At 66.3% G+C, this 11,959-nt stretch carries 13 protein-coding genes; 2 read left to right on the forward strand and 11 right to left on the reverse strand.

Features of this window, described 5'->3' with window-relative positions:
* Positions 1-19 precede the first annotated feature (19 nt).
* From pufL to BW990_RS00525, 10 genes are all read right to left on the reverse strand, one after another.
* Positions 20-850 carry a photosynthetic reaction center subunit L gene (gene pufL / locus BW990_RS00480; protein WP_076443916.1) on the reverse strand — a complete coding sequence of 277 codons (831 nt, stop codon included), beginning with the start codon at positions 848-850 and terminating at the stop codon, positions 20-22.
* Positions 851-1,023: 173 nt separating this feature from the next.
* Complete coding sequence (gene pufA, locus BW990_RS00485) at positions 1,024-1,185, reverse strand: light-harvesting antenna LH1, alpha subunit (RefSeq protein WP_076443918.1); 162 nt, start codon at positions 1,183-1,185, stop codon at positions 1,024-1,026.
* 13 nt (positions 1,186-1,198) lie between these two features.
* On the reverse strand, positions 1,199-1,348 hold the full coding sequence (gene pufB, locus BW990_RS00490; protein WP_072778079.1) for a light-harvesting antenna LH1, beta subunit: 150 nt from the start codon (positions 1,346-1,348) through the stop codon (positions 1,199-1,201).
* 122 nt (positions 1,349-1,470) lie between these two features.
* Positions 1,471-1,692, reverse strand: coding sequence for a cytochrome PufQ (gene pufQ / locus BW990_RS00495; protein ID WP_076443920.1), 222 nt, complete (start codon positions 1,690-1,692; stop codon positions 1,471-1,473).
* Positions 1,689-3,155 (reverse strand): chlorophyllide a reductase subunit Z, encoded by a 1,467-nt coding sequence (bchZ, locus tag BW990_RS00500; RefSeq protein ID WP_076443922.1) that lies wholly within the window; start codon positions 3,153-3,155, stop codon positions 1,689-1,691. Before bchZ ends, pufQ begins: the two co-directional genes overlap by 4 nt.
* Positions 3,156-3,246: 91 nt before the next feature.
* A complete protein-coding gene (gene bchY, locus BW990_RS00505) occupies positions 3,247-4,713 on the reverse strand; it encodes a chlorophyllide a reductase subunit Y (protein WP_083950415.1) in 1,467 nt (488 codons plus the stop codon).
* Between the two features lie 135 nt (positions 4,714-4,848).
* The gene (locus tag BW990_RS00510) at positions 4,849-5,877 is read right to left on the reverse strand and encodes a chlorophyllide a reductase iron protein subunit X (protein ID WP_076443926.1); all 1,029 of its coding nucleotides are present in this window, start codon (positions 5,875-5,877) and stop codon (positions 4,849-4,851) included.
* On the reverse strand, positions 5,874-6,815 hold the full coding sequence (gene bchC / locus BW990_RS00515) for a chlorophyll synthesis pathway protein BchC (protein WP_076443928.1): 942 nt from the start codon (positions 6,813-6,815) through the stop codon (positions 5,874-5,876). Before bchC ends, BW990_RS00510 begins: the two co-directional genes overlap by 4 nt.
* A 135-nt stretch (positions 6,816-6,950) precedes the next feature.
* Positions 6,951-8,066, reverse strand: coding sequence for a methyltransferase (locus BW990_RS00520; protein ID WP_076443930.1), 1,116 nt, complete (start codon positions 8,064-8,066; stop codon positions 6,951-6,953).
* A gap of 3 nt (positions 8,067-8,069) precedes the next feature.
* Positions 8,070-8,939: a polyprenyl synthetase family protein gene (locus tag BW990_RS00525; RefSeq protein WP_076443932.1), complete on the reverse strand. Its 870-nt coding sequence runs from the start codon at positions 8,937-8,939 to the stop codon at positions 8,070-8,072.
* A 97-nt stretch (positions 8,940-9,036) separates the two neighbouring features.
* Between BW990_RS00525 and crtD the strand changes: the two genes are divergently transcribed.
* A complete protein-coding gene (crtD, locus tag BW990_RS00530; protein WP_076445060.1) occupies positions 9,037-10,623 on the forward strand; it encodes a 1-hydroxycarotenoid 3,4-desaturase CrtD in 1,587 nt (528 codons plus the stop codon).
* Entirely contained in the window at positions 10,578-11,453 is an 876-nt protein-coding gene (gene crtC / locus BW990_RS00535; protein ID WP_076445062.1) for a carotenoid 1,2-hydratase, read from the forward strand. The genes crtD and crtC overlap by 46 nt, the downstream gene beginning before the upstream one ends.
* Before the next feature lie 21 nt (positions 11,454-11,474).
* On the opposite strand, the gene tspO is transcribed toward crtC, so the two are convergent.
* A complete protein-coding gene (gene tspO, locus BW990_RS00540; protein ID WP_076443934.1) occupies positions 11,475-11,957 on the reverse strand; it encodes a tryptophan-rich sensory protein TspO in 483 nt (160 codons plus the stop codon).
* Positions 11,958-11,959 lie beyond the last annotated feature (2 nt).

Raw genomic sequence — 11,959 nt, forward strand, 5'->3', positions numbered from 1 at the left:
GGCATTGTTCACATCCTCCTCACAGATGGCCCCAGATGGGCATTTCGAGCCACCAGTTCCACCATTCCGGCCAGCCCTTGGTCCAGACGGGACCGGAGATGATGATGCAGACGGCCGACCAGAAGCCTGCATTGATGGCCAGAAGGTAACCGACGCGGTGAATGCCGAGCGTGCCGACCGAATAGCCGATGAAGTCCCGGAAGAAGGTGTCCTCGTGATCGGGGGTCTTCATGATCTCGTCCTTCTCGGGGTTCGCCGCCGAGAGGATCAGACCGCCATGCAACGCAAGCGCGAGCGTGGTGGTGAAGAACAGCGTCACCGCCAGCATGTGCGCCGGGTTGTAATGGAAGTGCAGGTAGGCGTAGCCGGTGTTCGACACCCAATCGAGATGGCTGAAGATGCCATACGGGAAGGCATGTCCCCAGGCGCCCAGCAGAAGCGGGCGGAAAACCTCGAGCGTCACGTAGGCGAAGATCGCCACGGAAAAGGCGAAGGGCACGTGGTAGCCGATGCCGAGCTTGCGGCAGATTTCCACCTCGCGCAGGGCCCAGGACGAAAACGCCCCGATCGCGCAGATGGTGATGATCTGCCAGAGCCCGCCCTCCATGAGCGGGGCTGCCCCCAGACCGTAGGACAGGTCGGGCGGCGGAATGTTGATGAGCCAGGGATTGAACGTGCCCTGATGTGCCGCGCCCCAGAATATGAGGATTGTCCCCAGGAGCGCGAAAAAGGCGGTCGTGACTCCGAAGAAGCCCACGTAAAACGGGCCCACCCAGAAGTCGAACAGATCGCCGCCGATCAGCGTCCCTCCGCGGACGCGATACTTCTTTTCGAAGCTGAGCATAGCCATCGTCTTTGTCTCCGCTTGTGGCGGCGTCGTGCGGTCAGCGACCGTGTGCCGTCGATTCGTCGTATTCTTGTTGTTGGTGGTTTGCCGTGGGCGGTTGCGACCTCTGCCTCATCCGCCCACAGCTTTGTCGTGTTCACCTTGGACCGGCACGCACGGATGGCGCACCGTCCCTCTCAGTTGGCCATGCCAGCTGCTGCTGCGGTCTCGAACCAGTTGATGCCGTTCGAAAGAACGACCAAGTGGATCATCGCCGCGAGCAGGAAGAGGAAAACGCCCTGCGCCACGAAAACGCGGCGGGGGTCGAAGATGAGCCAGATCTTGTAGAACTTTGCCATGCCTCTTCCCTCCTCAGAACCAAGGACGCCAGATGAAGGTCGCCAGGTGTGCGACCACCGCAACCGCCGAGAACAGCCAGAGGCCGCTCATGTAGACGGAGTGCAGTTCTTGCGCCTGCTCGTCGGTAAGACCCGTGAACGACAGGTCGGTATTATCAGCCATTAACTTTCCTCCGGAACGTTACGCTGACGCCGTGGCACCCCCACGGCCGGGTCCTTTCGGGGTCTCCCCCTCCAGGCCTGCCCACTCCGGATCGAAGCGGTCAGTCTCGGGACTCGGCTGTCTTAAGCCGAGAAAATGAGCGGGGTGATCCGATCCGCTTCGGCCCAGGCGCGGGCCAGCGGCCCGTGCAGGTTGAGCGTCTGCTTCTGGAACACCTCGAGCAGCCAGAAGACGGTGGCGAAGGGGATCGCCAGCACGAAGATCAGGCTGAAATAGAGAAGAAACTCCGTGCCGCGTTTGGCCGAGCGGGTCCGCTGAGGCGCGTTCGAGCTGATATCGGTCATGGGGTCTGTCCTTTCGTGGATGGATCGAGGGCCGCGACGGTTTCGAGAACGACGCGTTCGGCCCCCTGGCGGAGCGCTTCTGCCTCTGCGGCGTCGCGCAACGTTTTGGCCGCGGAAATGCGGGTGAGAACGGGATGGGAGGCGACGATGCGGTCAAGCTCGGCCTGCGCATCGGCATCCCAGGGAAAGTCGCGGCGCAGCGGCGTGGGCGTCGCATCGCCCGCATCCATCGCCGAGCCGAGCGGCAGGATGTGGAACAGCGCGTCGAACAGTCCGTTGCAGATTTCCTGCAGAAGATACGCGGCCCCCGCATAGCCCATGAAGGGCGTGCCCGTATGGCGCCGAATCGCGGCGCCCGGGAACGAGGCCGGGATGAAGGCCGGTTTCGGCCCGTGGCCGCCGCTCATCTCCGCGAGGTACATCTTCTCGTTGATCGAGCCCATCACGATGATGGGCCGCGCCGAATGCAGCGTCGCACGCACGTGATCGTTGTCGGTCTTGGCGCCGGCCTTGCGTTCGACCGCAAGCGCGCAGGGCAATCCCAGATCGTCCTCGAGATACTTGCGGATCCCGCGGGTATAGGTCTCGTTCGCGACGATGGCGAAATTCGCGGTCGCGAAGAAATCCTGCGTGACCGAGCGCCAGAGATCCCAGACGGGCTTCAGCGTCGAATGCTTTTCCTGCTCGATGAAGGGCTCTGGGTCGAGACCGAGCTGTTCGCCCAGTTTGCGCAGGAACAGGGTCGAAGATTCCATCCCGATGGGCGCCTGCAGGTAAGGCTTGTCCAGCACCTCGGCGAGGCCGCGCCCGAACTCGCGATACATCACGATATTCACGTCGGCATTCACGAGGTTCCGCATCTCGGCGAGATGCGCACCGAGCGGCATCACCATGTTCACCTCGGCCCCGATGCCCTCGACCATGCGCCGGATCTCGGCCAGATCGGAAGGCATGTTGAAGGTGCCGTACATCGGCCCGAGGATGTTGACCCGCGGCTTCTCGCCGTCCGCGCGCTTCCTCTCGGGCGGCATCCGGCCCTTGGTCATGCCGAACTCGGTGAAGATCCAGGTCATGGCGCGGTCGGCCGCCTGCCACTGGTCCTCGTCGATGGTCCGCGGCAGGAAGCGCTGGATGTTGGTGCCCTGCGGCGTGACGCCGCCGCCGATCATCTCGGCGATGGAGCCCGTGACGACCACGGCGGGCAGCGCCGGGTCGAGCACTTCCCAGGCCCGGCGCATGGCGCCCTCGGTGCCGTCGCGGCCAAGCTCTTCCTCGCCGAGGCCGGTCACCACGATGGGCAGCTCATGCGGCGGAAGCGCGTCGGTGTAATGCAGAACCGACGTGACGGGCAGGTTCTCACAGCCCACCGGTCCGTCGATGACGACCTGCAGGCCCTTCACGGCGCAGAAGGCGTAGACCGCCCCCCAATAGCCGCCGGCGCGGTCGTGATCCTGGATCAGCATGTGCCCATCCCCCATTCGGAGGTGCGCGGCCACATTTGGCTGCGCCAGACGTTAACCCGCGTGCGGCGCGTTTCATGGAAACAAACTGCGGTCATATCATCCGCTCCGCCGCGGCTTTCTTCGCCGCCTTGTCGAGCTTTTTCTGATGCTGCGCGCGGAAATCGGGCCGCAGATTCGGCGCGCCTTCCCAGACGCCCGCCGTGTCCGAGCTGCCGACGCCTTCGAAGAAGTCCCGCATCTTGTCCATCCGGGCCTTGCCCCCGATGGCCGCGTTCACGACCTCGGCCAGCGATCCGGCCCCGGCGATCCCCATCAGCGGACGCGCGGAAATGAGGTTGGTGTAGTAAAGTCCCGGAACACCCAGCTCCTTCGCCTTCTGCACGATGGGCGTCGTGCCGATGGCGAGGTCGGGCTTGTGGAAATTCATCGCCGCGAGATCGTCCTCGAGCGAGGCGCGGTACTGCACGCGGCAACCATGCGCCGCGAGCCAATCCGCATCGGCCTTGGAGAACCGCGTCTTCGGGCAGGCGGTGCCGACATAGGGCACATCCGCGCCGCTTTCGATCAGCAGGCGCGCCACCAGAAGCTCCGAGCCCTCGTAGCCCGACAGGGTGATCTTGCCCTCGACGGGATTGGCGGCGAGCGCCGCCTTGATCGTAGGCAGCATCGCCGCCTTGGCCGCGTCGATCTTCTCGCGTTCGACGGCGAAAGCCGCGCCGATCTCCTCGAGCCAAGCTTCGGTCCCGTCATGGCCCACAGGGGCTGAGCCGATGACGGGACGCCCCGCGGCCTCGAACTCGCGTACGGCAGCGGTGTAGAATGGATGGATCGCCGCGACCGCGCCGCAATCGAGCGCGGCGTAAAGCTCGCGCCATTCGCGGCAGGGCACGGTCGGACCGACCGCGATGCCCATGGGGGCCAAGAGCGCGCCGATCATCATCGGATCGGCGGGGAACATCTCGCCCAGCAGGGTCAGCGTCGGGCGGTCGGTCACGCGCGTCTCGGGTGCGGGCACCGGGCCTGCCGCGATCTCCTCGCGGGCATAGGCCAGCATCGCACCGGCCAGCACGTCCTTGGCTTCCGCATGGGTCGGGATGCCGAAGCCCGGCACGTCGATGCCCACGATGCGTACGCCGTTGATTTCCCGCGGCAGCAGCCGCAGCGGCACACCCGACGCGGTGGGCACGCAGAGATTGGTCACGACGATGGCGTCATAGGCATCCGGATCGGCCATTTCATGCACCGACTCGCGGATGTCCTCGAAAAGCTTGCCGGTGACCAGTGTCTCGGAGCTGAAGGGCACGTAGCCCACCGACCGCCGCGCCCCGTAGAAATGCGACACGAAGGTCAGGCCGTAGACGCAGCAGGCGGACCCGGACAGGACCGTGGCGACCCGCTTCATCCGCAGGCCGACGCGCAGCGACCCGAAGGCCGGGCACATGCTTTGCGGCTTGTCGTGCGGGCCCTTGGGATAGTCCTCGGCGTAACGGTCCAGGATATCGGACGCCCCGGCTTCGCGCGCGGCCCGCTCGAGCTCCGCGCCCGAATGACAGCCCATCCCTTCCCGGGGTGCGGCAGTCTCGGATGCGTCTTTCGCGGTATGATGCGTCTCGTCTTTCACGTCTCTTCCTGTCTTGCCTCTTGTCAAATACTGCCGGGGGTCCGGGGGCTGACCCCCGGTCCGGCAGGTCGCTCAAGCGTCGTCGTAGATCACTTCCAGGCTGGTCCTGGTGGCCGCGTGCTTGCCGCGCATATCCGCGTCGGTCGCGGGCTCCAGCACGACGCCGCCCCCCACTTCGGACGCATCGAACAGCGCCAGAAGCCCGTCCTGATCGAGCGGGGTGGGCCGGATCGGCGGCGCCTCCGCGACCTCGGCGGCGAGCCCTGCGAAAAGGTCGCCCCATGGCGATTTCGAGGTGCCGACGATCTGGTAATTGGCGGATTTCTTGCGCAGGTCGTCATCCTGCGGGATGGCGGCCAGAACCGGGATACCCGCGGCTTCCGCAAAAGCCTGCGCCTCGCCCGAATGGTCGTCCTTGTTCACCACGAGGCCCGCGACGCCGACATTGCCACCGAGCTTGCGGAAATATTCCACCGCCGAGCAGACGTTGTTGGCCACGTACAGCGATTGCAGGTCGTTCGAAGCGACCAGAATGACCTTCTGCGCCATGTCCCGCGCGATGGGCAGGCCGAAACCGCCGCAGACCACGTCGCCCAGGAAATCGAGCAGAACGTAGTCGAAATCCCAGTCATGGAAGCCGAGCTTCTCGAGCAGTTCGAAGCCGTGGATGATCCCGCGCCCGCCGCAGCCGCGACCCACTTCGGGCCCGCCCAGCTCCATCGCGAAGACGCCGCCGGACTTGAAGCACACATCGCCGATCTGCACCTCTTCGCCGGCGAGCTTCTTGCGGGTCGAGGTCTCGATGATCGTGGGGCAGGCCTTGCCGCCGAACAAGAGCGAGGTGGTGTCGGATTTCGGGTCGCAGCCGATCAGCAGCACGCGCTTGCCCTGCTCGGCCATCATGTGGCTGAGATTGGCCAGCGTGAAGGACTTGCCGATACCGCCCTTGCCGTAGATCGCGATGATCTGCGTCTTGCTCTTGGGTTCGTCCGTGACGATATCTGCGAGGTCCTCGCCCGCTTCGTCGCGCAGGCGCTGATCGAAGTCCTTCAGATTCGGCACCTCGTCCGACCCTGCGTGCTTCTGCACTTCGTCCTTCATGCGGCGTCCTTCCAGTCGATGATCATTTTGAGGCAGGCCGGATCGCTGAACGCGGTCTCGTAGGCCGCGGCGATGCCGCCTCTGTCGGTGCGGTGGGTCACCAGATCGGAGAGCGACAGCGCGCCCGTCTCGATCAGCGTCCGTGTGGCGACGAGGTCTTCGCGCGCCCATTCGGCGGCGACGCGAAAGCGCGCCTCCTTCATGAAGGCGGGCGGAAAGGCGAAAGACAGCGGCGCGGCGTAGAAGCCCGCCAGCACGATCTCGCCCCCGCGGGCAAGCCGCCCCACGAGTTCGTTCAGGATCGCGCCGTTGCCCGAGGCATCGTAGACGCTGCGATAGTCGCGGCGCGGATCGTCTTCGGGGCGCAGCACCTGGTAATCATGACCGCCAGACATGCGCTGCGGATCGATTTCCCAGACCGTCGGCGCGGCACCTCCGGCGACAAGGGTCAGGCGCGCCAGCAAGCGGCCCAGAACGCCATGTCCCACGATCAGGTCGGGCAGGTCGGCGCGGTAGCCCGCAAGCGCGTGACGCGCGGTCGCGGCCAATGCCAGAAGCGCGCCGGTTTCACCCATCGCGGGATCGATTCGGCTGATCCGGTCGGCGCTGGTCACAAGTCGCGTCGCGGCACCGCCGAAGAGGCCATGCGCGCCTTCGAAACAGGCGGCACCGGGCACAAAGACATGATCGCCGGGCTTGAAGCCGCTGCCGGGTCCGGCTTCCACCACCTCGCCCGCGGCCTCGTAGCCGGGGACCAGCGGATAGCCCATGCCCGGGAAGGGCGGCATTTCGCCGGTATAGAAAAGCTTTTCGGTGCCCGTGGAGATGCCAGAATAGGCGATGTCGACGACGAGGTCGTCCGCCCCGGGCGCGATCAACGGCAAAGCGTCGAGCGAAAGCTCTTTGGGGCTTTGCAGCAAGACGGCCTCTGCGAACATCGATCACTCCCTCGAACACGGCGCCGGATCGGATGCGTCAGCGCATCCTTCTGTCAGACGACTCTTACAGTTCTTGTTGTAAGATTACTATGACATACAGATGTGTCAATCAGAATAGACAGTTTTCCCGGAAGCCTAGGCTCTGCGCGCTTCCACGAGCTGCGTCACGAAGGGGCGGCGGGACGCATGGCGGCGCGTGGCCGCGAAACCGGCGGCGTCCAGCAATTCCGAGATTCGGGCGGCGGACCGCACCGTGCCCGTGCGCATCGCCATCGTGTAGAACGCGAAGTAGACGTCGCAGGCGCGATCGGGCTCAGCACCGCCCGACATCGGTTCGGAAATGATGATCCGCCCGCCCGCGGGCAGCGCCGCGCGGGCCTTCCGCAGAAGGTCGCGTACGGTGTCGTCGTCGTGGTCGTAGAGCACCCGGATCAGGCTGATCGCATCGGCGCCACTATCCGCGGGCAGGGCCGCGTCGCGGAACGAGCCGGACCGGAACGTGATCCCGGGCAGATCGGGCGCGCCATCGACGACCACCGGCAGATCCAGCACCGTCAGCGCAAGGCGGGGATACCGGGCCGCGACCGCCTTGGCGAAGGTGCCGTGCCCGCCGCCCACATCCATCAGATGGGTCACGTCGGACAGCGAAACCGCATCCAGCGTATCCTCGGCCACGAGGCCCTGCGTATCGCTCATCAGGCCGGAATAGAGCCTGGCCGTGTCCGGATCGCCGGCGGCGCCGCCGAAGACATAGGGCCAGAATCCGACCATCTCGGTATCGACCTGCCCGCGCAGCAGCGCGACCGGGTCGGCGAGGTCGCGATAGAGCACGTCATGGTGCCGAATCATGCCCTCGAGGCCGGGCACCCCCAAGAGGGCGGCGCCGCGCGTCGTGATCTCGAATCTGTCCCTGTTTCTGCGCAAAAGGCCCAGCGCGGCGCCCGCCTGAAGCAGCTGCGCCAGCCGGTCGGCCCGGATCTCCAGCGGTCCGGACAGCGCGCGCGGATCAAGCGGGCCGTCCATCGCGCGGTGCAGCAGGCGCAGCTCGATCAGCGCGCGCAGGACCTGGCTTGCGACGAAGCCCTGCACGAGGTCGAACAGCGCCTCACCTTCCTTGCGGACATGGGTCCGGGTCAGCGGAAAGCGGGCGGACCAGCGTTGAAATGAAGGCTTTGCGGCCAGTTTCGCCAGCCGCATGCGCCAGGAGGGACGGGCGACCGTCGGAGGCATGTCGCCCGCGACCCAGGCCATGGCTCAGACCCGGACCGGGGTCAGGCCCGGGGTCAGGCGTTCGGCCTGCAGCCGCACCATCTTGGCCAGCATCGCCTCGCCGGGGCAGGACGGGATCGAGGCGATCGCGCCCGACAGGATATCGGTCAGCCGGGTGACCGCGCCCTCGACGCCCAGTGCGGCGACGGCGTTGGGCCGGTTGTGCACCTCGTCCTGATGGGCGGGCTTTCCGAGGCTTTCCTCGCAGCCCAGCGCGTCACGCAGATCGTCGGCGACCTGGAAGGCCTCACCGATGCGCGCGCCCAGCTCGTACCACGGCTCGGAATCCTGACCGGCGGCAACGGCACCCATCTGGGTGGCAGCGATGAACAGCGCACCGGTCTTCGAGCGGTGATAGGCCGAGAGGTCGATCTTGTCCTCGCTCTCCCATCCCTGCCCTGCGCAGATACCGTGCGGCATGCCGGTCTGGCGCGCCAGAAGCGACACAAGGGGCGCAAGCCGATCGGGGGCAACCGCGGAGGCGCGGGCCAGAACCTCGAACGCCATGACGATCAGCGAGTCGCCCGTCAGCACGGCAAGCGGCTGCGAAAAGGCGCGGTGTACGGAGGGCTTTCCGCGCCGCAGATCAGCATCGTCGAAACAGGGCAGATCGTCATGCACGAGGCTCGCGCAATGGATCAGTTCAAGCGCGGTGGCGGCGGCATCGGTCATTTCCGGCCGGTCATCGCCGCAGGCCATCGCGACCGAGACGAGGATCGTCGGACGGATGCGGGCGCCGCCGGGTGTGCAGGCATACATCAGCGCGTCGGCAAGCTGCTTCGGCGCGGCCTGTCCGTCCTGTCCGAGGCGGATGGCACGCGTGATGGCGGTGTCGATACGCTGGGATACGCCCATGATGCGGCCCTCTTTCCCGCGACCGGTGTCGATCACGATTTACATTAATGTGTAAATCACACTGGACACATTGGTATGTCGAGTCAACAATTCAGAGGTGAATTCAGAGACTCCCTTCTTTCCGACGACGCGCCATGATCCGATCATCGTCATCGGCGCCGGGATCGGCGGACTTGCGGCCGCGCTAAGCCTGGCCGCGGCCGGGCATGCCGTGCATGTGCTCGAACGCGCCGCGATGCCCGGCGGAAAGATGCGCCAGATCGACGGTGTCGATGCGGGCCCCACCGTCCTGACGATGCGCTGGGTTTTCGATGCGCTGTTCGAGGCGGCGGGCACGCGCATCGCCGATCACTTGACGCTGGTGCGGCAGGACGTTCTGGCCCGGCATTTCTGGCAGGATGGCAGCGTGCTCGACCTGTTCGCCGACCATGACCGGAGCGTCGAGGCGATCCGGGCCATGTCCGGCCCCAAGGGCGCCGCCGAATTCGACGCCTTCTCGGCCCGGGCGCGGCGGCTTTTCGCGGCGTTCCGCGATCCCATGATGCTGGCCGCCGATCCCGATCCCTTGGCGCTGACCCGCCGGGTGGCGACCGATCCGCGCCTGCTTCTGGACATGGCGCCGTGGCGCAGTCTCGACGGGCTGTTGCGGCAGGGATTCACCGATCACCGCCTGCGGCAGCTTTTCGGGCGCTACGCCACCTATATCGGCGGCGATCCGGCCCGTGTCCCCGCGCTTCTGGCGCTGATCTGGGACGCGGAAGCCTCCGGTGTCTGGGCGGTGGATGGCGGGATGACCGCCCTCGCCGCCACGTTGGCCCGGCTTCTGGAGGGGTTCGGAGCCGAGATCAGCTGCGACACCCATGTGGCCCGCATCGTGACCGATGGCGACGGCGTCACCGGGGTCGAAACGCGGGACGGCCGATATGTCCGGGCCGCGCAGATTCTCTTCAACGGCGATCCGCGCGCGCTGTCGACCGGTGCGCTCGGCGACGACATGCGCCGGGCGATCCCCGATCTCACCGACGCGCCGCGGGCCCTCTCCGCCAATGTCTGGAGCTTCCGGGCGCGGATCTCGGGCCCCGACCTCGTGCATCACAACGTCTTCTTCCGAGACGATCCGCGACCTGAATTCGACGCCTTGTCGAAGGGTGCAAACGCGCCCGACCCCACCGTCTACCTATGCGCCGAGGATCGCGGGATCGGCCATCCCGTACCGGAGGCCGAACGTATCGAGTTGATCGTCAACGCGGCCCCGCTTGGACGTAGCCCTTCTGCTCCGGAGGATTTCGCAGCATGTCAGACCAGAACCTTTGCGGCACTCGCCCGTCACCGATTGACCGTCGATCCGATGCCCGGGCCAGAGAATCTGGCCACGCCACAGGATTTCGCAACACTGTTCCCGGAGAGCCGCGGTTCCCTTTACGGGCAGAGCCCGCATGGTCTGACGGCGGCATTGTCTCGGCCCCGCGCGAGAACGCGCATTCCGGGGCTGTATCTCTGCGGGGGCGGGACGCATCCGGGGCCGGGCGTCCCGATGGCGGCGCTTTCCGGACGGCACGCGGCCGCGGCGATCATGACGGACCGTGCTTCAACCTCGCGGTCCCGCCCAATGGCTACGCGTGGTGGTATGTCGACGGCATCAGCGACGACGGCAGCCGGGCCATCTCGATCATCGCCTTCATAGGATCGGTCTTTTCGCCCTGGTACCGCTGGTCGGGCCGCAAGGACCCGGAAAACCACATCTGCATGAACGTCGCGACCTACGGACCGAAGGGGCGCTTCACCATGACCGACCGGGGCCGCTCCGCTCTGCGCCAAAGCGCGCAGCGCATACAGATCGGCCCCTCGTCCATGGGCTGGAACGGCAATCAGCTGGTGATCGAGGTGAACGAGGTCACGGCCCCGCCGCAGCTGTCGCGGGTGCGCGGCATGATCCGCGTGACGCCCAGCGCGATCACCGACCAGGAATTGCCGCTGACGCAGGACGGGGCGCATGTCTGGCGGCCTTTCGCGCCGGTCTCCCGGATCGAGGTCGATATGGAGGCGCAGGGCTGGCAATGGCAGGGGCATGGCTATTTCGACGCCAATTTCGGCACCCGCGCGCTTGAGGACGACTTCGCCTACTGGACCTGGGGGCGCTATCCCACGCGGGCCGGCGCAACCTGTTTCTACGACGCGCAGCGCCAAGACGGCACGCATCTGGCGCAGGCCGCGACCTTCGATGAGGGCGGCAATGTCCACAATACCGAACTGCCCGAGACACGCCCGATGCAGCGCAGCCTTTGGCAGGTGAAGCGGGCGACCCGGGGCGACGAGGGCGCGGAGCCGACGCAGGTGATGAACATGCTCGATGCGCCGTTCTATTCCCGCTCCATGGTGAAGACCGAGCTTCAGGGCGAGCCGGCTGTCGGCGTGCACGAGGCGCTCGACCTCACCCGGTTCGCCAAGCCCTGGTTGAAGCCGATGATCGCGGTGCGCGTGCCGCGTCGCACGCGGTGGCGCTTCGACGATTGAGCAGGCCCCGAATGCGCCCGGTCAGCGCGCCTGTTCCGGCGGGTTCCTGGCGACTTCGGGATTGAGGCGCCAGACAGCGGCGTTCAGCGCCCCGGCGATGCTGACCCACACGAGATAGGGCAGGAACAGGAACCCCGCGAGCCGGTCGACGCCCCAGAAGACCACCGTGCAGGCCGCGACCGAAAGCCAGAGCAGCGACAGCACCAGCATGCCGCTGCGGATGCGTTTCAGCCCGAAGAAAACCGGCGTCCACAGCGCGTTGAGCGCGATCTGCAGCGCCCAGAGCGCCATCGCGATCTGGTTGTCCTCGCTCAGCGCCAGTCGCGCACCGGCCACCGCCATGCACAGATAGAGCGTGGTCCAGGTGACGGGAAAGGCCCAGTCGGGCGGCGTCCAGGAAGGTTTGTCGAGGTCACGATACCACGGGCCCGGCGGAAAGATCGCACCGGTCGTGCCGGCGGCGAAGCACGCCGCGAGGAAAATCAGGAAAAGGACCCAGAACATTG

The organism is Roseivivax lentus, assembly GCF_900156805.1.
Lineage (GTDB): Bacteria > Pseudomonadota > Alphaproteobacteria > Rhodobacterales > Rhodobacteraceae > Roseivivax > Roseivivax lentus.

Bases quoted from the DNA above. Each gene is read 5' to 3' on its own strand.
- pufL (WP_076443916.1), bottom strand. From the start codon at position 850: ATGGCTATGCTCAGCTTCGAAAAGAAGTATCGCGTCCGCGGAGGGACG.
- pufB (WP_072778079.1), bottom strand. From the start codon at position 1,348: ATGGCTGATAATACCGACCTGTCGTTCACGGGTCTTACCGACGAGCAG.
- tspO (WP_076443934.1), bottom strand. From the start codon at position 11,957: ATGTTCTGGGTCCTTTTCCTGATTTTCCTCGCGGCGTGCTTCGCCGCC.
- pufQ (WP_076443920.1), bottom strand. From the start codon at position 1,692: ATGACCGATATCAGCTCGAACGCGCCTCAGCGGACCCGCTCGGCCAAA.
- bchC (WP_076443928.1), bottom strand. From the start codon at position 6,815: ATGTTCGCAGAGGCCGTCTTGCTGCAAAGCCCCAAAGAGCTTTCGCTC.
- BW990_RS00525 (WP_076443932.1), bottom strand. From the start codon at position 8,939: ATGGGCGTATCCCAGCGTATCGACACCGCCATCACGCGTGCCATCCGC.
- pufA (WP_076443918.1), bottom strand. From the start codon at position 1,185: ATGGCAAAGTTCTACAAGATCTGGCTCATCTTCGACCCCCGCCGCGTT.
- BW990_RS00510 (WP_076443926.1), bottom strand. From the start codon at position 5,877: ATGAAGGACGAAGTGCAGAAGCACGCAGGGTCGGACGAGGTGCCGAAT.
- bchY (WP_083950415.1), bottom strand. From the start codon at position 4,713: ATGGGCTGTCATTCGGGCGCGGAGCTCGAGCGGGCCGCGCGCGAAGCC.
- BW990_RS00520 (WP_076443930.1), bottom strand. From the start codon at position 8,066: ATGGCCTGGGTCGCGGGCGACATGCCTCCGACGGTCGCCCGTCCCTCC.
- bchZ (WP_076443922.1), bottom strand. From the start codon at position 3,155: ATGCTGATCCAGGATCACGACCGCGCCGGCGGCTATTGGGGGGCGGTC.